The organism is Delftia sp. UME58, from assembly GCF_014170385.1.
GTDB classification, from domain to species: Bacteria; Pseudomonadota; Gammaproteobacteria; order Burkholderiales; family Burkholderiaceae_C; genus Comamonas; species Comamonas acidovorans.
Genome location: NZ_LZZV01000013.1, coordinates 13,638 through 36,830 on the forward strand (window position 1 = coordinate 13,638; position 23,193 = coordinate 36,830).

16 protein-coding genes are annotated in these 23,193 nt (G+C 66.5%); 7 read left to right on the forward strand and 9 right to left on the reverse strand.

Annotated elements, in window-relative coordinates; genetic code table 11:
• Positions 1 to 149: 149 nt before the first annotated feature.
• The 7 genes from selB to A9976_RS03610 all read right to left on the reverse strand — a co-directional run bounded on the left by selB (position 150) and on the right by A9976_RS03610 (position 10,945).
• Positions 150 to 2,081: a selenocysteine-specific translation elongation factor gene (selB, locus tag A9976_RS03580; RefSeq protein ID WP_183017845.1), complete on the reverse strand. Its 1,932-nt coding sequence runs from the start codon at positions 2,079 to 2,081 to the stop codon at positions 150 to 152.
• A 10-nt stretch (positions 2,082 to 2,091) separates the two neighbouring features.
• On the reverse strand, positions 2,092 to 3,546 hold the full coding sequence (selA, locus tag A9976_RS03585) for an L-seryl-tRNA(Sec) selenium transferase (RefSeq protein ID WP_183017846.1): 1,455 nt from the start codon (positions 3,544 to 3,546) through the stop codon (positions 2,092 to 2,094).
• 46 nt (positions 3,547 to 3,592) lie between these two features.
• Positions 3,593 to 4,567, reverse strand: a complete 975-nt coding sequence (gene fdhE / locus A9976_RS03590; RefSeq protein WP_183017847.1) for a formate dehydrogenase accessory protein FdhE — start codon at positions 4,565 to 4,567, stop codon at positions 3,593 to 3,595.
• A 215-nt stretch (positions 4,568 to 4,782) separates the two neighbouring features.
• Positions 4,783 to 5,409 (reverse strand): formate dehydrogenase subunit gamma, encoded by a 627-nt coding sequence (locus tag A9976_RS03595; protein WP_183017848.1) that lies wholly within the window; start codon positions 5,407 to 5,409, stop codon positions 4,783 to 4,785.
• A complete protein-coding gene (gene fdxH / locus A9976_RS03600) occupies positions 5,406 to 6,335 on the reverse strand; it encodes a formate dehydrogenase subunit beta (protein WP_012205325.1) in 930 nt (309 codons plus the stop codon). The genes A9976_RS03595 and fdxH overlap by 4 nt, the downstream gene beginning before the upstream one ends.
• A 10-nt stretch (positions 6,336 to 6,345) precedes the next feature.
• The gene (gene fdnG / locus A9976_RS03605; RefSeq protein ID WP_183017849.1) at positions 6,346 to 9,411 is read right to left on the reverse strand and encodes a formate dehydrogenase-N subunit alpha; all 3,066 of its coding nucleotides are present in this window, start codon (positions 9,409 to 9,411) and stop codon (positions 6,346 to 6,348) included.
• Positions 9,412 to 9,769: 358 nt separating this feature from the next.
• A complete protein-coding gene (locus A9976_RS03610) occupies positions 9,770 to 10,945 on the reverse strand; it encodes an AI-2E family transporter (RefSeq protein WP_183017850.1) in 1,176 nt (391 codons plus the stop codon).
• 231 nt (positions 10,946 to 11,176) lie between these two features.
• Between A9976_RS03610 and A9976_RS03615 the strand changes: the two genes are divergently transcribed.
• The 6 genes from A9976_RS03615 to A9976_RS03640 all read left to right on the forward strand — a co-directional run bounded on the left by A9976_RS03615 (position 11,177) and on the right by A9976_RS03640 (position 19,231).
• Complete coding sequence (locus tag A9976_RS03615; protein WP_183017851.1) at positions 11,177 to 14,056, forward strand: 2-oxoglutarate dehydrogenase E1 component; 2,880 nt, start codon at positions 11,177 to 11,179, stop codon at positions 14,054 to 14,056.
• Positions 14,057 to 14,110: 54 nt separating this feature from the next.
• Positions 14,111 to 15,373 (forward strand): 2-oxoglutarate dehydrogenase complex dihydrolipoyllysine-residue succinyltransferase, encoded by a 1,263-nt coding sequence (odhB, locus tag A9976_RS03620; RefSeq protein ID WP_183017852.1) that lies wholly within the window; start codon positions 14,111 to 14,113, stop codon positions 15,371 to 15,373.
• A 14-nt stretch (positions 15,374 to 15,387) separates the two neighbouring features.
• The gene (locus tag A9976_RS03625; RefSeq protein ID WP_183017853.1) at positions 15,388 to 15,846 is read left to right on the forward strand and encodes a hypothetical protein; all 459 of its coding nucleotides are present in this window, start codon (positions 15,388 to 15,390) and stop codon (positions 15,844 to 15,846) included.
• Positions 15,843 to 17,270, forward strand: coding sequence for a dihydrolipoyl dehydrogenase (lpdA, locus tag A9976_RS03630; RefSeq protein ID WP_183017854.1), 1,428 nt, complete (start codon positions 15,843 to 15,845; stop codon positions 17,268 to 17,270). The genes A9976_RS03625 and lpdA overlap by 4 nt, the downstream gene beginning before the upstream one ends.
• A 97-nt stretch (positions 17,271 to 17,367) precedes the next feature.
• Positions 17,368 to 18,471 carry a cell division protein ZapE gene (gene zapE / locus A9976_RS03635; protein WP_013802657.1) on the forward strand — a complete coding sequence of 368 codons (1,104 nt, stop codon included), beginning with the start codon at positions 17,368 to 17,370 and terminating at the stop codon, positions 18,469 to 18,471.
• Positions 18,472 to 18,511: 40 nt separating this feature from the next.
• Positions 18,512 to 19,231 (forward strand): hypothetical protein, encoded by a 720-nt coding sequence (locus A9976_RS03640; protein ID WP_183017855.1) that lies wholly within the window; start codon positions 18,512 to 18,514, stop codon positions 19,229 to 19,231.
• Positions 19,232 to 19,240: 9 nt separating this feature from the next.
• Here A9976_RS03640 and A9976_RS03645 read toward each other — a convergent pair whose 3' ends face one another.
• Positions 19,241 to 20,011: a PP2C family serine/threonine-protein phosphatase gene (locus A9976_RS03645; RefSeq protein WP_183017856.1), complete on the reverse strand. Its 771-nt coding sequence runs from the start codon at positions 20,009 to 20,011 to the stop codon at positions 19,241 to 19,243.
• A 136-nt stretch (positions 20,012 to 20,147) separates the two neighbouring features.
• On the opposite strand from A9976_RS03645, the gene A9976_RS03650 reads away from it, so the two are divergent.
• On the forward strand, positions 20,148 to 22,340 hold the full coding sequence (locus A9976_RS03650) for an ATP-dependent DNA helicase (RefSeq protein ID WP_183017857.1): 2,193 nt from the start codon (positions 20,148 to 20,150) through the stop codon (positions 22,338 to 22,340).
• On the opposite strand, the gene A9976_RS03655 is transcribed toward A9976_RS03650, so the two are convergent.
• Positions 22,303 to 23,094 carry an outer membrane protein assembly factor BamD gene (locus tag A9976_RS03655; protein WP_183017858.1) on the reverse strand — a complete coding sequence of 264 codons (792 nt, stop codon included), beginning with the start codon at positions 23,092 to 23,094 and terminating at the stop codon, positions 22,303 to 22,305. The genes A9976_RS03650 and A9976_RS03655 overlap by 38 nt on opposite strands.
• Positions 23,095 to 23,193: the final 99 nt, after the last annotated feature.

Below are 23,193 nucleotides of genomic sequence, written 5' to 3' on the forward strand. Positions count from 1 at the left end.
CGCCGCTTCCCCCTCTCTACCCGCTTCGCGGGGGAGGGGGACGACACCCTTGCGGCGGGGCGGCCCTTGCTCGGTGTCTCTCGCCTTGGGCCGCGCCGGTTGCTGGCGCCGTGGCGAAGCAAAGCTCGCCATTGTAGCGGCCCCTTGCCTCAAATTCTTGCTGTGGTGCCAGTGGTCCACTGCACATCGGGGCGCAGCAGGTGGGCGTCGCGCAGGCGGCGGGTGTAGCCGATGCGGTCGAAGAATTCGAGGATCTGGATGGCGCGCTTGCGGCCCAGGCCGGTGGCGTCGCGGAAGGCGTGGGCCTGGACTTCGGCGTTGGGGGTGGAGGCGGCCAGTTCGCGCACCAGGGCCGCGAGTTCGTCCATGCGGGCTGCGGAGTAGAACAGGTCTTTGGTTACCTGAAAGAGCAGGCCCTGGCGTGCGAGCTTGCGCAGCAGCTGGCGCACGGTTTCCTCGCCGGTGGCGCTGTCGCGGGCCAGGTCGCGCACCCAGGGCGGGTCGTAGCGGCCGGCCTCGATGGCGGGCAGCAGTTTCTGGGCGATCTGCTTTTCACTGTCCGACAGCTGCACGCTGTGGCCGGGCAGGTGCAGCCAGGCGCCGCTGGCGGCCAGGCTGCCGTCCTGCAGCAGGGCTTGCAGCAGGCCTTTCCACAGCGCGTCATGCCCTGCATGCACCAGGCCCGACAGCGCCATGCGGCGCAGGCGTGCGGCGTTCACGCCGGGCTCGTCGGGGCTTTTCTCGTGAAAGCGCGCCATGCTGTCCAGCACCTGGCTGCGCAGCTGCTGCCAGCGTGCCTCGCCCAGCAGCAGCGTATCGCCCTCGGCCAGGGGGAGGCGGTGCAGGCGGGCATCCGCGACCACCGATGCACGGCCCGTCAGGCGCATGAGCTGCGATGTGGCAATGCCGTGCGCCGCGCCTTGCACCAGCGCGCTGGCGTCCCCGGTGGCAATCAGCGATTCCAGCGCCTGCAGATGGGCCGCGCGCTCGGGGCTGCGGCGCTTGCGTGCGGGTGCAAAGGGGTCGATGACGCTGCCACCGGCAATGGTGCGGCTGGCCTGGGCGTTGCGCACGATGAGCCGGTCGTCGGGTTGGGCATGTACGGGCATGTCCAGCACCAGTTGGACGATGGCCTGTTCGCCCGGGCCCAGCGGCTGGTCCTGCAGCAGGGCCACATGGGCCGTGCAGCGCGCCGTACCGATGTGCACATGCACAGGCGTCCATTGGGCCAGTGAGGGCGCATCGGCCAGCAGTTGCAGGCGCACGTCGATGCGGTCGCTGGCCTGCAGCAGCCGGGCGTCGGCCATCCAGTCGCCGCGCGTGATGTCTTCCTTGGCAATGCCCGACAGGTTGAGCGCGCAGCGCTGTCCGGCCAGGCCCTGCTCGCTGGCCTGGTTCTGGGCATGCAGGCTGCGCACGCGCACCTCGGTGCCCGAGGCCGAATGCACCAGCGTATCGCCCACCTTCACCTGCCCGCCGAACACGGTGCCCGTGACCACGGTGCCCTGGCCCGGCAGCGTGAAGCTGCGGTCCACGGCCAGGCGGAACAGCCCGTCGCTGGCGCGCGCGGGAATGGACTGGGCGCGCGCCATGAGGTGCTCGCGCAGCTGCGCCACGCCCGCATCACCGGGCTGGGCGGCGGCGGTGGGAAAGACCGGGGCGCCGGCCAGCGCCGTGGGCGCCAGCAGGGCCTCGATCTCGGCGCGCACCTGCTGCAGCCGCTCGGGCGTGGCGCGGTCGGCCTTGGTCAGGGCCACGGTGGCTTCGCGCACGCCCAGCAGGCGCAGGATGTCCAGGTGCTCGCGCGTCTGCGGCATGACGCCGTCGTCGGCGGCCACCACCAGCAGGGCGTGGTCTATGCCCACGGCGCCTGCGGCCATGGTGTGTACGAATTTTTCGTGGCCGGGCACGTCGATGATGCCCAATACCTCGCCATTGGGCAGCGGCGTGTAGGCATAGCCCAGCTCGATGGAGATGCCGCGCGCCTTCTCTTCCTTGAGGCGGTCGGTGTCCACGCCCGTGAGCGCGCGCACCAGGGTGGTCTTGCCGTGGTCGATGTGGCCGGCGGTGCCGATGATCATGCGTTCGTCCTCAGGCGATGTGCAGCAGCGGCAGCTGTTCGGTGAAGGCCAGCTCGTCGGCCGCCTCCAGGCAGCGCAGGTCCAGCCACAGAGCGTCATCATGCAGCCGGCCGATGACGGGGCGCGGCAGGCCGCGCAGGCCCGCCTCCAGCCGGGTGAGCTGGCGGCCGGCCTGGCGACCGTCGGCCGGATGCAGGCGCAGGCCCCAGCTGGGCAGGTTCTCCACGGGCAGGGCGCCGCTGCCGATCTGGCTGTTCATCTCGGCGGTTTCCACCACGTAGCGGCTGCCCAGCGCCTGCTGCACCAGCGGCTGCAGGGCCTGCGCGCGGGCCTGCATGTCGGCCTGGGGCCGAGTGAACAGGCGCAGCGTGGTCAGGCGCTCGGCCAGCTTTTCGGGGTGCAGGTACAGGCGCAGCGTGGGCTCCAGCGCGGCCAGGGTGAGCTTGCTCACGCGCAGTGCGCGCTTGAGCGGGTGTTTCTTGATGCGGGCGATCAGGTCCCTGCGGCCCACGATCAGGCCGGCCTGCGGGCCGCCCAGCAGCTTGTCGCCGCTGAAGGTGACGATGTCGGCGCCCGACTCGATGGTCTCGCGCACCGTGACCTCGTAGGGCAGGCCCCATTCGCGCAGATCGACCAGGGTGCCGCTGCCCAGGTCCACCACCATCTGCAGGCCGTGCGCATGGGCAATGGCGGCCACCTCGGCGTCGCTCACGGCCTTGGTGAAGCCCGTGATGGCGTAGTTGCTGCAATGCACCTTCATGAGCAGGCCGGTGTGCTCGCCGACAGCGCCTTCGTAGTCGCGCGCATGGGTGCGGTTGGTGGTGCCCACCTCGACCAGGGTGGCGCCCGCGCGCGTCATCACGTCGGGAATGCGGAAGGCCCCGCCGATCTCCACCAGCTCGCCGCGCGAGACGATGACCTCGCGCCCGGCCGCCAGCTCGGCCAGGGTCAGCAGCACGGCGGCGGCGTTGTTGTTGACGACGGTGCAGGCCTCGGCGCCCGTGAGTTCGCAGACCAGGGATTCGATCAGGTCGTCGCGGTCGCCACGACCGCCGTCTTCCAGGTCGTACTCCAGGTTGGCCGGCGCGGTCATGGCAGCCACCACGGCGTCCACCGCCTCCTGCGGCAGCAGGGCGCGGCCCAGGTTGGTGTGCAGCACCGTGCCCGTGAGGTTGAAGACCGTGCGCAGCCGGGGCGCAAAGCGCTGCGCCAGGCGCAGGCCGGCCGCCTGGACCACCTCAGTGATGCCGGGTGCGCCTGCATCGGGCTCGCCCGACCGCAGCCGCTCCTGCGCATCGGCTCGCATCTGCGCCAGGGATTCGCGCACGGCCTGGGTGCATGCATCGAGGCCGTGGCGCTCGCGCAGCGCGAGCATGTCGGTGCTCAGCAGCACCTTGTCCACGGCAGGCAGGCGCAGCGCGGACGGGGCGGTGGAAGCGGCAGAGGTGGCGGCGGTATCGGTCATGGTGTGGGCACGGGTGTCACTCAGCGTCAGGCGCTTTCGGGCGGTATCAGGAGGCAGGCGTTGCAGGGTCGATCAGCGCGTCGCCGGCCTCGTCCTGCTCCTCGGCAAAGGCCACGTAGAGCAGGGGATTGGCGCTTGCGCGCTGAAAGCGCGTCTCCTCGCCCATCAGCAGGTCCAGCATCAGCGAGGCCAGGTCGTCGGCCAGGGGCTCGGCCATCGGGTCCTTTTCCTGGTTGACCACCTTGCGATAGCTGCCGCATTCCTCGCAGGTCTCGGCCAGCACGGTATCGCCGGCGCCATCGATGCCCTGGTATTCGACGCCCTTGGTCGATTCGCAGTGCGAGCACTTGACGCGCACCATGTGCCACTCCGTGCAGCAGGTGCCGCAGTGCAGGTAGCGGTGGCCTGCCGCCTTGCCGCCGATGCGCAGCACGCTGGCCACGGGCTCGCTGGCGCAGACGGGGCAGATCGAGGCGGGATCGGTATAGGGCACGTCGCGTGCGCTCAGGCCGCTGGCGCGCGTGGCAAACACCACCTGCAGCGCAGCCATCACAAAGGGCGCCATGCCCACGTGGCGGGCCGCCACTTCCTTTTGCAGCAGCCGCTGCGCGATCTCGTCACGCCCGGCCGTGTCCAGCGCGCGCAGCTCCTGCAGCAGCGGCTGCAGCGGCTCCGGCAGGCCACCGGCGCCCGACAGGGCATCGAGCATGCGGTCGAGCACGCCATGCCAGGCGTCATCGATATGGTCGGCGGCAGGCAGCAGCGGCATGGAATGCTCCTGCGCCCGCGCGATCAGCGCCGCATCGGGCTCGGCCAGCGTCAACTGCCCGGCCGCCTTGGCCTGCGCGTCCACGATCTGCGCCACGAACCGCAGGTAGTCGGCAATCGGATTGCCCTCGGCCAGCTGCCGCAGCCGCGCTGCCCGCTCGACGAACAGCCCCGGCAACTGCGGCAGCAGCACGCGCGGAAAACTGGTGTGGTCCAGCGACTCGATATCGCCGGGTTGAAGAATGCGTTGCATTGGAATGTTCCAAAAAGACAATCGCCCAGCGTCCAGGGACGCCGGGCGGCTGGTGGCTTCAGGCGAAAGGCTAACACGGGGTTCCGCATTGTCCTTGGCCTATGAAACCGGCGTGCCCCAGATCAGGGGCACCGAGGAAGGGCCGCCCCGCACCGAGGGTGCCGTCCCCCCCCCCGCGAAGCGAGAGGGGGAAGCGGCGCAGCCGCTCAGGGGGCTCAGTCGTTGTCCCCGGTCATCTTGCGATACCACCCCCGGTGGTGCTGCTTGGCCCAGGCCCGCGTCACCGTGCCGTACAGCATGGCGCGGATGGTGCCCCGGGTCCAGATGGCCGCGTAGACGTGCATGATGATCAGGCCGATCATCCACACGCCCGCAATGGCATGCACCACCGAGGCGGCGCGTACCACGTTGACGGGCAGCGTCCACCAGGCGCGCCACATGAGCGCGCCGGTCACGGTGATCGCCAGCATGCCGATGACCAGGCCCCAGAACAGCAGCTTCTGGCCGCCGTTGTACTTGCCCTGCTCGGGCATGTCATGGTCGTCGCCGTCGATCATCTTGTCGACGTTCTTGAGCCACTCGATGTCGCGCGGCTCCACCACGTTCAGGCGCCAGAAGCGCAGCGCCATGATGATGAAGAACAGCGCCATCACCACCCCGATGTAGGGGTGCAGGATGCGCGTCCACGGCCCGCCGCCGAACAGCTGCGTGAGCGGGAAGAAGGCCGGGTGGAAGAACGCCAGGCCCGACAGCGCCAGCAGGATGAAGCAGATGCCGACCACCCAGTGGTTGGCACGCTCCGATGCGTTGTAGCGCACCAGGTCACGTGGGTTGCGTTTCATCGGCGGGCCTCCTTTTCAGCGGCTTCCTGGTCCTTGCGGTCCATTTCGTCTTCCAGTTCCTTGGACACGTCGTTCGGGCCCTTGGTGATGTAGTGGAACAGGCTGCCGACGGCAGCTGCGCCCAGCGCGGCCATGGCCAGCGGCTTGGCCACGCCCTTCCACAGGGACACCATGGGGCTGATCTTCGGGTCGTCGGGCAGGCCCTTGTACAGCGAAGGCTTGTCCGCGTGATGCAGCACGTACATCACATGGGTGCCGCCCACGCCTTGCGGGTCATACAGGCCCGCTTCGGCATAGCCGCGCCGCTTGAGGTCGCCGATGCGGTGCTCGGCCTGGTCCTTCATCGCCTCCTTGGTGCCGAACATGATGGCGCCCGTGGGGCAGGTCTTGACGCAGGCAGGCTCGCGGCCGACGGCCACGCGGTCCGAGCACAGCGTGCACTTGTAGGCCTTGTGGTCCTTCTTGGAGATGCGCGGGATGTTGAACGGGCAGCCCGTGACGCAGTAGCCACAGCCCACGCACTGGTCCTGCTGGAAGTCCACGATGCCGTTGCTGTACTGCACGATGGCGCCCGGCGAGGGGCAGGCCTTCAGACAGCCCGGGTCCTCGCAGTGCATGCAGCCGTCCTTGCGGATCAGCCACTCCAGGTTGCCTGTCGCTTCGTTCTCGTACTCGGTAAAGCGCATGACGGTCCACGACTGATCGGTCAGATCGGTCGGGTTGTCATAGACGCCGGCCGCGCAGGTTCCGATTTCGTCGCGCAGGTCGTTCCACTCCATGCAGGCGGTCTGGCAGGCCTTGCACCCGATGCACTTGGAGACATCGATGAGCTTGGCCACCTCGCCGCTGTGCGTTTCGCGCGCACTGGGAGCAGGCGTCGTCGTGGCCGAGCGACGCTTGATATCGAGAGACATGGTTGATGACATCAGCTGCTCCTTAAACCTTTTCCACCTTCACGAGGAAGGTCTTGGATTCCGGGGTAAGGCTGTTGCCATCGCCCACCGATGCCGTCAGGTTGTTGGCCATGTAGCCCTTGCGGCCCGTCGACGAGAAGCCCCAGTGGATGGGCACGCCCACGTGGTGGATGGTCTTGCCATCGATCTTCATGGGCTTGATGCGCTTGGTCACCACGGCGGCGGCCTTGACGAAGCCGCGCTTGGAGCTGACCTTCACATGCTGGCCGGTCTCGATGCCCAGTTCCTTGGCCAGCGCCTCGCCGATCTCCACGAACTGCTCGGGCTGAACGATGTTGTTCAGCTGAACGTGCTTGGTCCAGTAGTGGAAGTGCTCGGTCAGGCGGTACGTCGTGCCCACGTGCGGGAACTCGCTGGGCGAGCCCGCCGAATCCTTGACGGAGTCGAAGATGCGCGTGGCCGGGTTGATGACCGCCAGCTTGTTGTCGGGATACATGGGGTTGTATCCCAGCGGGTTGTCGAAGGCCTCGTAGTGGGTGGGGAACGGTCCCTCGTTCATGCCCTTGCGGGCGAAGAAACGCGCCACGCCCTCGGGGTTCATGATGAACGGATCGGTGGTCTCCGGCGGCATGGTCGGGCCCATGTCGGGCACGTCGGCGCCGCCCCAGGCCTTGCCGTTCCAGCGGATCAGCGTGCGCTTGGGGTCGAACGGCTGGCCGTTGCGGTCGCAGGAGGCGCGGTTGTAGAGCACGCGGCGGTTGGCCGGCCAGGCCCAGGCCCAGTTCAGCGTGTTGCCTATGCCCGTGGGGTCGCTGTTGTCGCGCCGGGCCATCTGGTTGCCGGACGAGGTCCAGCAGCCTGCCCAGATCCAGCAGCCGCCCATCGTCGTGCCGTCGTCGCGCATCTCGCCGAAGCCGGCCAGCTGCTCGCCGGCCTTGCGGATGAGCTTGGTGGGGTCCTTGGGGTCGAACAGGTCCACCAGGGCGCGGCCGTTGTACTCCTTGGCGATCTCTTCCGAGGTCGGATGATCGGCATGGGCGTAGGGCCACCACAGCTTGGTGATCGGCTCGGGGAACTTGCCGCCGTCCTTCTCGTAGGCCTGCTTCAGGCGCAGGTGCAGGGCCGACATGATGGCAATGTCGGTCTTGGCCTCGCCCGGGGGCTCGGCCGCCTTCCAGTGCCACTGCAGCACGCGCGAGGAGCTGACGACGGCGCCGTCCTCCTCGGCAAAGCAGGTCGTGGGCAGGCGGAACACCTCGGTCTGGATCGATGCCGGATCCACGTCGTTGAACTCGCCGTGGTTCTGCCAGAACTCCGATGTCTCGGTGACCAGCGGGTCCATGATCACCAGGAACTTCAGCTTCTTGAGGCCTTCGCGCACATTGTTGCTGTTCGCAAGGGCCGCCAGCGGGTTGAAGCCCTGGGCGATGTAGCCGTTGATCTTGCCCTGCGCCATCAGGTCGAACACCTGCAGCATGTCGTACTGCCTGTCCAGCTTGGGCAGGTAGTTGAAGGCCCAGTTGTTCTCGGCCGTGGCCGCCGGTCCCCACCAGGCCTTCATCAGGCTCACGTGGAACTTGGGCGTGTTCGACCAGTAGTTCATCTGGCCCGGGCGCATGGCCTTGGGCGTGCGCGCGTCGATGTACTTCTGGTAGTCCTGCTCGCCTTCGTTGGGCAGCGTCAGGTAGCCGGGCAGCGAGGCAGACAGGATGCCCAGGTCCGTCAGGCCCTGGATGTTGGAGTGCCCGCGCAGCGCGTTCATGCCGCCACCGGCCACGCCGATATTGCCCAGCAGCAGCTGGACCATGGCGCCCGTGCGCAGGATCTGCGCGCCCGTGGTGTGCTGTGTCCAGCCCAGTGCGTACAGGATGGTCGCGACGCGGCCCGGCACAGCGGTCGATGCCAGCTTCTCGCACACGTGCAGGAATTTTTCCTTGGGCGTGCCGCAGGCGCTCTCCACCTTCTCGGGCGTGTAGCTGGCGTAGTGGCGCTTGAGCCATTGGTACACGCAGCGCGGATGCTGCAGGCTGGCGTCCACCTTCACGTAGCCGTCGGCGTCGAGTTCGTAGTCCCAGCTGGACTTGTCGTATTTGCGTGTCTGCGGGTCGTAGCCCGAGAAGATGCCTTCGTCGAACGCGAACTCCTCCTTCACGATGTACGAGAAGTCGGTGTAGTTCCTCACGTATTCGTGATGGATCTTGTCGTTCGTGAGCAGATAGTTGATCACGCCACCCAGGAACACGATGTCCGAGCCCGACCGGATGGGGGCGTAGAAATCGGCCACGGAGGCGGAGCGGTTGAAGCGCGGATCGACCACCATGAAGTGCGCACCGTTGTGCTCCTTCGCTTCGGTCACCCACTTGAAACCGCAGGGATGTGCTTCAGCGGCATTGCCGCCCATGATCAGGATAACGTCCGCGTTCTTGATGTCGACCCAATGGTTCGTCATCGCTCCACGGCCAAACGTCGGGGCAAGACCTGCCACCGTCGGGCCGTGTCAGACACGTGCTTGGTTATCGAGTGCGAGCAGGCCCCAGGAACGGGCAACCTTGTGCGTGACGTAACCGGCTTCGTTGCTGGAGGCCGAGGCGGCCAGCATGCCGGTGGTCAGCCAGCGGTTCACCGTCTGGCCCTTGTCGTTTTGCTCGACGAAGTTCGCGTCGCGATCGTCCTTGAGCAGCTTGGTGATGCGCGTCAGCGCCTCGTCCCAGGACATGCGCTTCCACTCGCTGGAGCCGGGGGCGCGGTATTCGGGGTACTTCAGGCGGTGCGGGCTATGGACGAAATCCAGCAGCGAAGCGCCCTTGGGACACAGCGTGCCGCGGTTGACGGGGTGGTCCGGATCGCCCTCGACGTGGATCACCGACAGCTTGGCGTTCTTGACGCCGTCGCTCAGCGAATACATCAGGATGCCGCAGCCTACCGAGCAGTAGGTACAGGTCTGGCGGGTGACCGTGGTGGCGGCCAGCTTGAACTGGCGCACTTCAGCCAGGGCGGCAGTGGGCGAGAAGCCCATCAACGCCAGGCTGGATCCGGCCAGAGTCGAACCAGTCACTTTCATGAACTGGCGTCTGGAGAATTGGACCATGTGGGGTACCTTCTAATAGAAATTGACGCTTGTAAGCAAATTCTACGAGTGCACCCCGGAATCAATCCGGGAAATAACCCTTAATCCTGAGTCCGCCTGTGCGGCATTCGCGCGCAAGCTCCACGCCAGCCCTTGCTGCGCGGGGCTTGCCGGGGCGCCGCCCGGCGGGATCATCAGGTGAAATGATTATCTGGATTCAGGGCTTCGGACATTTTGTTTTATATCAATCCGCCATTCATTGGATGGATTAATGAATTCGATCAATCCTGGCTATTGCGCGAATGCGATCCATTTGCAACCGTTGAAGGCCTGGAATTTGATTTCCGGTCCCTGCCCAGAGGGAGGGGCCGGAGCAGGCTCAGCGTGCGTGCGGGCGGGGATCGTGTGGTTCTTGCTTGAGGTCCATATCATCCGATGTCTGATATTCAGCATGCGCCACACCTGCCTGGGCCATCGATTTTGCGATTTGGCGGCGCTTTTCCTCATCCTGCACTTGCATGCGCGTGAACATGTCCCAGATCGCCATGAACAGGGCCGCGATCACGGGCCCTATCACAAAACCCGTCAGTCCGAAGAGAGCCATGCCGCCCAGCGTCGAGATCAGCACGATGTAGTCGGGCATCTTCGTGTCCTTGCCCACCAGCAGCGGGCGCAGCACGTTGTCCACCAGGCCGATCACCAGCACGCCGTAGGCGATGAGGATCACGCCCTTGCCCACGGCGCCCGTGGCCAGGAAGTAGATGGCCACGGGTGCCCAGATCAGGCCCGCGCCCACGGCGGGCAGCAGCGAGAGGAAGGCCATGACCACGCCCCACAGCACGGGGCCCTGGATGCCCAGGATCCAGAAGATCAGCCCGCCCAGCGCGCCCTGGGAGGCGGCCACGGCCAGGTTGCCCTTGACGGTGGCGCGGATCACGGTGGTGAACTTGCTCGACAGCTCGGCCTTGTGGTCGGCCTGCAGCGGAATCGCCATGCGGATGCGCTGGGTCAGGTCACGGCCGTCGCGCAGCAGGAAGAACAGCAGGTACAGCATCACGCAAAAGCCCACCAGGAAGCCGAAGGTGTTCTGGCCTATGCCCAGCGCCTTGGTGGCCGCCAGCTTGGAGGCCTGCATGGCGATGCTGGACAGCTTGTCCTGCAGCTCGGCCAGCGAGCCCAGGTGCAACCTCTCCAGCCAGGGCGTCACCCAGGAGGGCAGGGCATCCATGATCTGTTGCAGATAGGTGCCCGCGTCCAGGTTGCCGCTGTTGACGCGCTCATAGATCACCGAGGCCTCGCGCACCAGCGAGGCGCCGATCAGCGCCAGCGGCAGGATGGCGATCACCAGGCACAGCAGCAGGGTGGACAGGGCGGCGAGATTGGTGCGCCGGGGCATGCGCGCCAGCAGGCGCCGGTGCAGCGGCGAGAACAGGATGGCCAGGGCGACGCCCCAGAAAATGGCCCCCATGAACTCCCAGAGCACGGCGCCGAAGCCGATGGTCGCCGCGATCAGCAGCAGCATGAAAGTGCGTTTGTGTAGGGGCAGCAGGTTCATCTGTCGGTCCGTTCGGAAGATGCGCCAATGTACGCGACTGCGGGAACTCCCGGAGGGTCCAGGTAATCGCTTGGTAACTGCCCTGCTGCGATGTTTGAACGGTGGCACAATGGCGGTCGCAACCAGGCCCTTCCCCAGCCACAGTCGCATCCGCCAATCGGTACAGCCGTGTCGCGGAAGGTTCTACAAACCAGCTAATGCCTCCTTCAGGGAGGCGGAGGTCAGCGCAATATGAGCGATCAGACGTCGGTCTACCAAGCCTATCAAGGCAATACTTACCTCTTCGGCGGCAATGCCCCCTACGTCGAAGAAATGTACGAGAACTACCTGGCCAACCCCGGTAGCGTGCCGGATTCCTGGCGCGAGTACTTTGATGCACTGCAACATGTGCCCGCAGTCGACGGCACGGACTCCAAGGACGTCCCGCACCAGCCCGTCATCAACGCTTTCGCTGAGCGCGCCAAGCAAGGCGGCACCAAGGTGGTCGTGGCATCCGGCGCCGACTCCGAGCTGGGCCGCAAGCGCACCGCCGTCCAGCAGCTGATCGCCGCCTACCGCAATGTCGGCGCACGCTGGGCCGATCTCGATCCCCTCAAGCGCACCGAGCGCCCCGAAATTCCCGAGCTGGAGCCGTCGTTCTACGGCTTCACCGATGCCGACCAGGAAACGGTGTTCAACACGAGCAACACCTTCTTCGGCAAGGAAAGCATGTCGCTGCGCGAGCTGATGAACGCGCTGCGCGAGACCTACTGCGGCACCCTGGGCACCGAGTACATGTATGCCACCGACCAGACGCAAAAGCGCTGGTGGCAGCAGAAGCTGGAAACCAGCCGTACCAAGCCCAGCTTTGACGCCAGCCGGAAAAAGCGCATCCTCGACCGCCTGACGGCTGCCGAAGGCCTGGAACGCTACCTGCACACCAAGTACGTCGGCCAGAAGCGCTTCTCGCTGGAAGGTGGCGAAAGCTTCATCGTCGCCATGGACGAGCTGATCAACGCCGCCGGCCAGAAGGGCGTGCAGGAAGTCGTGATCGGCATGGCCCACCGCGGCCGCCTGAACGTGCTGGTCAACACCCTGGGCAAGATGCCCAAGGACCTGTTCGCCGAGTTCGACCACACCGCTCCCGAAGACCTGCCCTCGGGCGACGTGAAGTACCACCAGGGCTTCAGCTCCGACGTGTCCACCGCCGGCGGCCCTGTCCACCTGTCGCTGGCCTTCAATCCCTCGCACCTGGAAATCGTCAACCCCGTGGTCGAAGGCTCGGTGCGCTCGCGCATGGACCGCCGCGACGACCCGCACGGCAAGCAGGTGCTGCCCGTGCTGGTGCACGGCGATGCCGCCTTTGCCGGTCAGGGCGTGAACCAGGAAACCCTGGCGCTGGCCCAGACCCGTGGCTACACCACGGGCGGTACGGTGCACATCATCATCAACAACCAGATCGGCTTCACCACCTCCGATCCGCGCGATACCCGCTCCACGCTGTACTGCACCGACATCGTCAAGATGATCGAGTCGCCCGTGCTGCACGTGAACGGCGATGATCCGGAAGCCGTGGCACTGGCCGTGCAGCTGGCGCTGGAATTCCGCATGGAATTCTCCAAGGACGTGGTCGTGGATATCGTCTGCTTCCGCAAGCTGGGCCACAACGAGCAGGACACGCCTGCCCTGACCCAGCCGCTGATGTACAAGAAGATCGGCGCCCACCCCGGTACCCGCAAGCTGTACGCCGACAAGCTGGCCACGCAAGGCCTGGGCGAGACGCTGGGCGACGACATGGCCAAGGCCTACCGCGCCGCCATGGACGAAGGCCGCCACACCGTGGACCCGGTGCTGACGAACTTCAAGAGCAAGTACGCCGTGGACTGGAGCCCGTTCCTGGGCAAGACCTGGACCGACGCTGGCGACACCGCCATCCCGCTGACCGAATGGAAGCGCCTGGCCGAACGCATCACCACCATCCCCGAGACCGTGACGCCGCACGCGCTGGTCAAGAAGGTCTATGACGACCGCGCAGCCATGGGCCGCGGCGACGTCAACGTGGACTGGGGCATGGGCGAGCACATGGCCTTCGCATCGCTGGTCGCATCGGGCTACCCCGTGCGCCTGTCGGGCGAGGACTGCGGCCGCGGCACCTTCACCCACCGCCATTCGGTCATCCATGACCAAAAGCGTGAAAAGTGGAGCGAAGGCACCTACATCCCGCTGCAGAACGTGGCCGACAGCCAGGCTCCGTTCACCGTCATCGACTCCATCCTGTCCGAAGAGGCCGTGCTGGGCTTCGAGTACGGCTACGCGTCGAACGATCCCAACACCCTGGTGATCTGGGAAGCCCAGTTCGGCGACTTCGCCAACGGCGCCCAGGTGGTGATCGACCAGTTCATCGCCTCCGGTGAAGTCAAGTGGGGCCGCATCAACGGCCTGACGCTGATGCTGCCGCACGGCTATGAAGGCCAGGGCCCCGAGCACAGCTCGGCACGCCTGGAGCGCTTCATGCAGCTGGCCGCCGACGCCAACATGCAGATCGTGCAGCCCACCACGGCCAGCCAGATCTTCCACGTGCTGCGTCGCCAGATGGTGCGCCCGCTGCGCAAGCCGCTGGTCATCATGACGCCCAAGTCGCTGCTGCGTAACAAGGATGCGACCTCGCCGCTGTCCGAGTTCACCAGCGGTGGCTTCCAGACCGTGATCCCCGAGCAGGACGAAGCCGTCGTGAAGAACGCGGCCAAGGTCAAGCGCGTGATCGCATGCTCGGGCAAGGTCTACTACGACCTGGTCAAGAAGCGCGCCGAGAAGGAAAGCAAGGACGTCGCCATCATCCGCGTCGAACAGCTGTACCCCTTCCCGCACAAAGCCTTCGCCGCTGAACTCAAGAAGTTCGGCAACGCCACCGAGATCGTCTGGTGCCAGGACGAGCCGCAGAACCAGGGCGCCTGGTTCTTCGTGCAGCACTACATCCACGAGAACATGCTCGATGGCCAGAAGCTGGGCTACTCCGGCCGCGCTGCCTCCGCATCGCCCGCCGTGGGTTACGCACACCTGCACCAGGAGCAGCAAAAGGCCCTGGTGGAAGGCGCGTTCTCCAAGCTCAAGGGTTTTGTCCTGAACAAGTAAGGCAGCCCCCACCCGCTACGTATCAGTACAGAACACTTTTGGAAAGAATCACAAATGGCTATCGTTGAAGTCAAAGTTCCCCAGCTGTCCGAGTCCATCGCTGAGGCCACCATGCTGACCTGGAAGAAGAAGGCCGGCGAAGCGGTTGCAGTCGATGAGATCCTCATCGAGATCGAAACCGACAAGGTCGTGCTCGAAGTGCCCGCGCCCGCCGCTGGCGTGCTGGCCGAGATCGTGCAAGGTGACGGCGCCACCGTGGTGGCCGAGCAGCTGATCGCCAAGATCGACACCGAAGGCGTGGCCGGCGTGGCCGCTGCCGCTCCTGCAGCCGCTCCCGCCGCTGCAGCCGCTCCCGCTGCGGCGCCCGCAGCCGCGGCCGCCACCGGTGGCAGCAAGGGTGATGTCGCCATGCCCGCCGCTGCCAAGCTGCTGGCCGAGAACAACCTGTCGGCCGCCGGCGTGGCTGGCTCCGGCAAGGATGGCCGGGTGACCAAGGGCGACGCCCTGGCCGCCATCAAGGGCGGCGTGCAGTCCACGGCTGCCGTCATCCCCACCGGCGTGCCCACCAAGGCGCTGCCCCAGGTGTCGGCTCCCGCTGCCAAGGAAGACCTCAGCGGCCGTCCCGAGCAGCGCGTGCCCATGAGCCGCCTGCGTGCCCGCGTGGCCGAGCGCCTGCTGCAGTCGCAGTCCACCAACGCCATCCTGACCACGTTCAACGAAGTGAACATGGCCCCGGTGATGGACCTGCGCAAGAAGTTCCAGGACGCCTTCACCAAGGAACACGGCACCAAGCTGGGCTTCATGTCCTTCTTCGTCAAGGCGGCAGTGCACGCCCTGAAGAAGTACCCCGTGCTCAATGCTTCCGTGGACGGCAACGACATCGTCTACCACGGCTACTTCGACATCGGTATCGCCGTGGGTTCGCCCCGTGGCCTGGTGGTGCCCATCCTGCGCAATGCAGACCAGATGAGCTTCGCCGACATCGAAAAGAAGATTGCCGAATTCGGCAAGAAGGCTGCCGAAGGCAAGCTGGGCATTGAAGAAATGACCGGCGGCACCTTCTCCATCTCCAACGGCGGCACCTTCGGCTCGATGATGTCCACCCCCATCATCAACCCGCCCCAGTCGGCCATCCTGGGCGTGCACGCCACCAAGGACCGCGCCATGGTCGAGAACGGCCAGGTCGTGGTCCGCCCGATGAACTATCTGGCCATGTCCTATGACCACCGCATCATCGACGGCCGCGAAGCCGTGCTGGGCCTGGTGGCCATGAAGGACGCGCTGGAAGATCCTTCGCGCCTGCTGTTCGACCTGTAAATCGAAGAGAAGACATGCTGCAGACTGCCATGGCAACTGTGGCATCGGCACTGCTGCTTGCATCGTGCGGGACGTTCCGTCCGACGGTGCAGCCAGCGCAGGCTCGACTGATCGGCGACTACCGGATGGACTGCCAGTCCATTCGTGCGTCTGCCGAGATGGCGCCTGCGCTGCAGCAGGCCTGTGAAAATCAAGCTGGCAAACCCAGCGTCAGGATCAGGCAGGATGATTCTGGCAATTGGAGCGTATTGGACCTCGCCGGTCTGCCTCTTTCGCCCCATGGAGAGTGGAAACTGACGGACGATGAAGGCAATGCCTGCATCAACGCACCGTTTCTTGCCGTGTGCAGGGTTTCCTTGAACACCCCGGTTTTCAAAAATCTGAACGCTGGTGTTCCGATTTCCTCCAGCACGGGGTACGTCCTTTTGACTCAGGGGCTGATCGCCGATTTGATAAAGGTAGAAGACAAATGAGCAAGCAATTCGACGTCATCGTCATCGGCGCCGGCCCCGGCGGCTACATCGCCGCCATCCGTGCCGCACAACTGGGCTTCAACGTGGCCTGTATCGACGAGTGGAAGAACGCCGCTGGCGGCGCCGCTCCGGGCGGCACCTGCACCAACGTGGGCTGCATTCCCTCCAAGGCCCTGCTGCAGTCGTCCGAGCACTTCGAGCACGCCAATCTGCACTTTGCCGACCATGGCATCTCCACCGGCAAGGTCGAGATGGACGTGGCCAAGATGATCGCCCGCAAGGATGCGGTCGTGAAGCAGAACAACGACGGCATCCTGTACCTGTTCAAGAAGAACAAGGTCACCTTCTTCCACGGCCGTGGCTCGTTCGTCAAGGCGGTCGAGGGCGGCTACGAGATCAAGGTTGCCGGCAAGGAAGAGGAAGTGCTGACGGGCAAGCAGATCGTGGTCGCCACGGGCTCCAGCGCCCGCGCGCTGCCCGGCGTGCCTTTCGATGAAGAGAACATCCTGTCCAACGACGGCGCCCTGCGCCTGGGCAAGGCCCCGAAGAAGCTGGCCCTGATCGGCGCTGGCGTGATCGGCCTGGAAATGGGATCGGTCTGGCGCCGCCTGGGCACGGAAGTGGTCGTGCTCGAAGGCATGGACAAGTTCCTGTCCGCCGTGGACGAGCAGATCGCCAAGGAAGCCAAGAAGGCGTTCGACAAGCAAGGCCTGAAGATCGAGCTGGGCGTGAAGATCGGCGAAATCAAGAGCGGCAAGAAGGGCGTTTCCATCGCCTACACCAACGCCAAGGGTGAAGCCCAGGCGCTGGAGGCCGACAAGCTGATCATCTCCATCGGCCGCACCGCCAACACGGCCGGCCTCAATGCCGAGGCCGTGGGCCTGGCTCTGGACGAGCGCGGCTGCGTCGTGGTCGATGACGACTGCAAGACCAGCCTGCCCGGCGTCTGGGCCGTAGGCGACGTGGTGCGCGGCCCGATGCTGGCGCACAAGGCCGAGGAAGAGGCCGTGGCCGTGGCCGAGCGCATTGCCGGCCAGCATGGCCATGTGAACTTCGGCACCATTCCCTGGGTGATCTACACCAGCCCCGAAATCGCATGGGTGGGCCGCACCGAGCAGCAACTCAAGGAGCAGGGCGTCAAGTACAAGGCCGGCAGCTTCCCCTTCCTGGCCAACGGCCGCGCGCGCGCCCTGGGCGACACCACGGGCATGGTCAAGTTCCTGGCCGATGCCGAGACCGACGAAATCCTGGGCGTGCACATGGTCGGCCCCATGGTCTCGGAGCTGATCTCCGAAGCCGTGGTCGCCATGGAGTTCAAGGCATCGAGCGAAGACATCGCCCGCATCTGCCACGCCCACCCCTCGCTGTCCGAGGCCACCAAGGAAGCGGCACTGGCCGTTGACAAGCGCACTCTGAATTTCTGAGTGCCAGGCTAGCCATCTAGCCCAAGCCAAAGACCTGAAAGCGCTTGCCCTGCAAGCGTTTTCAGCTTCTGAATACATAGCGAATGGTTGATGCTGCATGAGCGTTTCAGTGCGAGAGGCCTACGAGGCCGAACTGGTAGCCAAGGGCTTTCACAGTGATCCTGCGCAGTTGCGCGCCGTCGAGGCGCTGCAGCGCTGTGCCGACGACTGGGCGGTCTACCGCCAGCGCCGCTCCAACGCCTTCAAGAAGCTCATCAACCATCCCGAGATTCCCCGCGGCGTCTACATGTACGGCGGGGTGGGGCGCGGCAAGAGCTTTCTCATGGACTGCTTCTTCAACGCCGTGCCGCTCAGGCGCAAGGTGCGCCTGCATTTCCACGAATTCATGCGCGAGGTCCACCGCGAGCTCGCCGTGCTGCAGGGCACGCAGAACCCGCTGGACGTGCTGGGTGCCCGCATCTCCAAGAAGTACAAGCTGATCTGCTTCGACGAATTCCACGTCGCCGACATCACGGACGCGATGATCCTGCACCGGTTGCTGGTCTCGCTGTTCGCCAACGGCGTGGGCTTTGTCACCACCTCCAACTTCAAGCCCGACGAACTGTACCCGGGCGGCCTGCACCGCGACCGCATCCTGCCGGCCATCGACCTGCTCAACGAGCGCATGGAAGTCGTCAACGTGGACAACGGCACGGACTACCGCCGCCGCACGCTGGAAAATGCCCGGCTCTATCACACTCCCCTGGGTGCACAGGCCGATGCGGCCATGACCGAAACCTTCGACAAGCTGGCCGAAGTCAAGGACGAAGACCCGGTGCTGCACATCGAGGCGCGCGAGATCCGTGCGCGCCGCCGCGCCGGTGGCGTGGTCTGGTTCGACTTCCGCGAGCTGTGCGGCGGCCCGCGCTCGCAGAACGACTACCTGGAGATCGCAAGCCAGTTCCACACCGTGCTGCTGTCCGACGTGCCCTATATGCCGGTCAACATGGCATCGCCCGCGCGGCGCTTCACCTGGCTGGTGGACGTGCTGTACGACCGCAGGGTCAAGCTGGTCATCTCGGCCGCCGTGCCGCCCGAGCAGCTTTACACTGAGGGCCCGCTGGCCCATGAGTTCCCCCGCACCGTCTCGCGCCTGAACGAGATGCAGTCCAAGGAATTCCTGGCGCTGGAGCGCCGTGTGGTGGACACCAGCCTGACCTGAGGCCGGTCCCGGCCGCTGGCGTCGTTTGCCGGACCTGTACATGCTGAAACTGCCTACCTCTGCTTTCGCCCTTTTGAAGAAACTGCCCGCTCCCCTGGGCGCTGCGCTGGCCTGCCTTGTGCTGGCCGGCCCGGCCATGGCTGCGGATGCCGGCGTGGATGCCGATGCCGATGCGCGGCAGGAACGCGTCCAGGCTGCAAAGCAGGTCCAGGCCGAGCGCAAGGCCGCACGCGCCGAGATCGCGGCCCAGCGTGCCGTCATCGACCGGCGGCGCACCGGCCTGGAGTCCGAGTGCTATCAGCGCTTTGCCGTGGAAGACTGCCTCAGGCAGGCGCGCGAAGAAGCCCGCGAGCAGGACAAGCCGCTGCGCGAACGCGAGCTGCAGCTCAACGATGAGGAGCGCAAGGAGCGCGCCGCCCAGCGCCTTGAGGATATCGAGGCCAAGAAGGCCCAGAAAGCCGCCTCGTCCATGCAAGCCAAGGAGCGGCCACCGGCCGCCCAGCGCGACACCCAGGCCCTCAGGGCCCAGCGTGCCCAGGACGCACAGCAGCGCGCAGCCCAGCAGGCCAGCCACCAGCGTGATCGCCAGGCGCAGATCGAGCAGCGCCAGTCCGCACAGGAGCAGGAGCGGCGCACCGCCGCCCGCGCCCAGTTCGAGGCCAAGCAAAAAGAGGCCGCCGAGCGCAAGGCCCGCGCAGCCGATGCCGCCCGCGAGCGCGGCCCGCAGGCAGCGCCGCTGCCCGCTCCACCTGCGCCCTGAGTCCGGTGGTCAGGCCGTCACCGGCTCCAGTGCCTCGAGCTTGAGCACCACCAGCGACAGGTTGTCGCCACCGCCCTGGGCGCGCACGCGTGCCTTGTCGATCAGGAACTCCGTGGCCTCGCGCGGCGTGAGCGCGTTGAGCACGGTGCCCAGTTCCTCCGCCGTGTAGTAGTGCCAGACGCCGTCGCTGCAGGCCATGAGCGTGGTGCCCGGATGCACATGCTCGATCACGTGGTGGCTCATGGGCGGCTCGGCCTCGGTGCCCAGGCAGCCCAGCAGGATGTTGGACTTGGGATGCACATGGGCCTCGAACTCGGTGAGTTCTCCCCTGTCCACCAGGGACTGGACGTAGGAGTGGTCCTTGGTGCGGTGGACCATGGTCGCGCCCTGGTAGTGGTAGATGCGCGAATCGCCCGAATGCACCCAGTGGCAGCGGCCCTGGGGCAGCAGCACGAAGGCGGCAATGGTGCTGTGCGGCTCCTGCTCGGCCGAGATGGCCGTCAGCCGGATCACCATGTGCGACTCGTGGACGATGCTCTCCAGCAGCGTCGTGCAGTCTTCCTTGCCCGGCTCGAAGCGCTCGAACAGCTGGCGCGCCGTGAGCATGACCTGGTCGGAGGCCTTGCGCCCGCCACTGCGCCCGCCCATGCCGTCGGCCAGCACGCCGAGCAGGCAGCCGTGTACATAGGGGTGGGCCATGAGCATCACCTGGTCTTGCTGGTATTGCCTGTCACCGCGATGGATGCCTGTGGCGGCTTGGAGTCGGTACGCTGGCTGCATGGTCTCTGGTTTGGTGGGCTCTTGGGGCGGTGGATGGGCACACCAATGTCATGGCGCATATTATCGGAGCACCGTCCCCGGCGCTGGCCCGCCGCACCCCGGCGGCGCTCTCTTTTTCAACAAACGGACCTGCCCTTTGCATTCCCTGACCGCCGCCGTGCAGGCGGCCTTCGCGCCGCAAGGCCTGCTGTCGCGCGCCGAGGCGCTGTTCCTGCCGCGCGAGGGGCAGACCCGCATGGCCCTGGCCGTGGCCCAGGCCATCGAGCAGCGCCAGACCCTGGTGGTCGAGGCCGGCACGGGCGTGGGCAAGACCTATGCCTACCTGGTGCCGGCCCTGCTCAGCGGCCAGCGCCTGCTGGTGTCCACGGCCACGCGCGCGCTGCAGGACCAGCTGTATGCCCGCGATCTGCCGCGCCTCGTTGCCGCGTTGGGCATGCCGCTGCGCATGGCGCGCCTCAAGGGCCGCAGCGCCTACCTGTGCATGGAGCGGCTGGAGCGTGTGCGCCAGGGCCGCACGGCGCCGCAGGACCCGCAGGTGCTGCGCAGCGTGGCCCTGGTCGAGCGCTGGGCGCGCACCACGCGTACGGGTGACCTGGGCGAGTTGCCTGCGCTGGATGAGCGCTCGCCCGCGCTGCCCCTGGTCACTTCCACGCGCGACAACTGCCTGGGTTCCGACTGCCCGCATTGGCAGGACTGCCATGTCAACGTGGCGCGCCGTGCTGCGCTGGAGGCCGACGTGGTGGTCATCAACCACCACCTGATGTTTGCCGACCTGGATGTGCGCGAGTCGGGCGTGGCCCAGTTGCTGCCCAGCGTGGGCGTGGTCGTGGTGGACGAGGCCCACCAGCTCAACGACACCGGCGTGCAGTTTGCGGGCCAGAGCCTGTCGGGCCAGCAACTGACGGGCTATGCCCGCGATGTGCTGCGCGCCGGCCAGGAGATGGCGCGCGGCATGGCCGACTGGATGCAGCTCTCGGCACGTGTGGAGCAGGCATTGCGCGAACTGCGCCTGGCGGCGGGCAAGCCACCGGTGGGCGGGCGCCTGCCCTGGCAGGGCGTGACGCCGCAGGGGCTGGACGCGCAGCGCTGGCGCACCGCCCTGGTCACGCTGGGGCGCAGCCTGCGGGCACTGCTGGAACCGCTGGTGCAACTGCAGGTCAGCGACCCCGAACTGCGCAGGTTGTTCGAGCGCGGCAACGAGTTGCTGCGGCGCCTGGCCACGTTCGCCGCCGCCGCCGTGCAGGATACGGTGCGCTGGCTGGAGCTGGGCAGCCAGCAGATGCGCATGCTGGAGTCCCCGCTGACCATTGCGCACATCATGCGCACGCGGCTGTTGGGGTTGACGCAGGAGCCGCAGGGATCGGAAGAGCAAGAGAGAGAGGATGCACAGCCCGTGCCCGAGCCACAAGAACAGGAAGAAGGCGTGCCCGCGCCCGTTCCCGAAGCTGCAGGCCTACCCCGGCAGCCATCGGGCACCGCCTGGATCTTCACCTCGGCCACGCTGGGTGACGACGAGCGCCTGAGCTGGTTCACCGAGCCCTGCGGCCTGCGCGAGGCCCAGGTGCTGCGCGTGGACAGTCCCTTCGACTATGCGCGGCAGGCGGCGCTTTACGTGCCCCGGCCCTTTGCCCAGGCCGGCAGTGCCACGCACAGCGCCGAGGTGGCGCGCCTGGCGCTGGATGCTGCCCAGCGCCTGGGCGGGCGCACCCTGGTGCTGACGACCACGCTGCGGGCGCTGCACGCCATAGGCGATGCGCTGCAGCAGTCGCTGGGGCTGTTTGGTGAACTCGATGTGCTGGTCCAGGGGCAGGCGCCCAAGCTGGCCTTGATCGAGCGCTTTATTGCGGCCGGAGAAGGCAGGGAAGGCACGCAAGGCGGGGAAGGCACGGGGGCGAGCCCGGGGCGGGGCTGCATTCTCGTGGCCTCGGCCACTTTCTGGGAGGGGGTGGACCTGCCGGGCGATGCACTGCAGCTGGTGGTCATCGACAAGCTGCCGTTTCCGCCACCCGACGATCCGCTGGTCGAGGCGCGTTCGCGCAGTCTGGAATCCGTGGGCCGCCAGGCCTTTGCCGACTACATGCTGCCCGAGGCCGCCATGGCGCTCAAGCAGGGCGCCGGCCGCCTGATCCGGCGCGAGACGGATCGCGGCGTACTCGTGGTCTGTGATTCCCGTTTGGCCACCATGGGTTACGGGCGGCGGCTGCGTGCCGCGCTGCCGCCCATGCGGACACTGGTGGACGAGGCGGCCTTTGCTCAGGCCCTGCAGGCGCTGGCGCAGCCTGCGCCGCCGATCACCACAGCTTCCACCACGACTTCTGCTTTGCCGTGAGGTCCTGGTCCGACTCCTGGCTATAGGAGGCGGTCAGCACGCGCTGCGCGTCGTCGCGCAGCTGCGTCATGCCCAGGGCGTCGTATGAATTCACCAGGATCTGCATGGCCTCGCGCACGGCGGGAACGCCCTGGTAGTCCTTGACGGCCGTTTGCGCGCGCGCGATGGCGGCCACGTAGGCGCCGCGTCCGTAGTAGTAGCGGGCCACATGCACCTCGTACTGCGCCAGCGAGTTGACGATGTACTGCATGCGCAGCCGGGAATCCTCGGCGTAGCGCGATTCGGGGAAGCGCGTCACCAGCTCGCGGAAGGACTCGAACGAGTCCTTGGCGGCCTTCTGGTCACGCTCGGACAGATCCTGGCGCGACAGCCAGGAGAACATGCCCAGGTTGTCATTGAAGTTGACCAGGCCCTTCAGATAGAGGGCGTAGTCGGTGGCGGGGCTGGCTGGATGCAGCTTCAGGAAGCGGTCCAGCGTGGCGGTGGCCTGGATCTTGTCGCCGCTCTTGTACTGGGCATAGGCCTTGTCGAGCTGGGCCTGCTGGGCCAGGGGCGTGCCGGCGGCACGGCCTTCGAGCTTCTCGAACAGCGGAACGGCCTTGTCGAACGCGCCGGAGGCGGCTTCGTCGCGGGCCTCGGTATAGATGCGGTCCGGGGTCCACTTGGCAGTAGGGTCTTGCTGCGTACTGGAGCAGGCTGTCAGAACGCCTGCGACCAGCATGGCGGGAACGATGGACAGGGGAATACGCTGCATGGTGGACGTTTCTCGGGCAATCGAAGGGCGGTGAGAGGGGTGGCGGGCAGGGAAGCGGGCCGCGCTGGGGGCCGCACAAAGCCTGATTTTCCCGCAACC